Below are 694 nucleotides of genomic sequence, written 5' to 3' on the forward strand. Positions count from 1 at the left end.
GCGGTCGCCGTCCCAGCCGTAGTAGTGGGTGCGGGTGGATTCTGTGGAGTCCGCGCTTTCCACTTGCTGCTTGAGCCTGCGGCCCAGGGCGTCGTAGGTGTAGCGGCTGTGGTGGCGCAGCTGCTCGGCGTTGCCCTGGATCTGGCTGCTGCGCACGGCGATGAGCTGGTGGGCTCCGTCGTAGTGCAGTTGCTGCTGGCTATGGTCTGCCTGCATTTGCGCGATGCGGTTGCCGCAGGGGTCGTAGCGCCAGACGCAGTCTTCGGTGAAGCCGATGCGGTTGTCTTCCCAGCGCTGCACGGGGCCTTGCCGCTGGCCTGCAAGGTGGCCCAGGCCCATGAGGTTGAAGTCGGTGTGGCGCCAGTGGGCATGGACCTGGGCAGCCCAGTTGTCCGGGGTGTTCGTCTGGCCCGGTGCACCGGCTGCACCTGGTGCTGGCAGGCGGTTGCCTGCAGGGTCGATCTGCCAGCGGGTGGTGGTCTGGGGGGCCTGGCTGTCGGTGGCCGCTCTCAGGCGCCCTGCGCTGTCGTAGCCGTAGCGCAGCAGTTGCGCGGCCTGGCCCGGGGCGCCGGCCTGTTCGATGGCGACGAGCTGGCCCAGGCTGTCGTAGTGGTAGCGGCGGCCGAGGATCTGGCCTATGAGGGTGTGGACCTGGGCGCCGGTGTCTGTCAGGTCAGTGGGCTGCAGCGCTTGC

The 694-nt window shown here is 68.9% G+C and carries 1 pseudogene; it reads right to left on the reverse strand.

Going from position 1 to position 694, the window contains the following annotated elements:
• Window positions 1-694, reverse strand: a pseudogene (locus ACM14_RS30200) (RHS repeat protein); the annotation flags it as partial.

The organism is Delftia sp. JD2 (assembly GCF_001682645.1).
In the GTDB taxonomy this organism is placed as follows: domain Bacteria; phylum Pseudomonadota; class Gammaproteobacteria; order Burkholderiales; family Burkholderiaceae_C; genus Comamonas; species Comamonas acidovorans.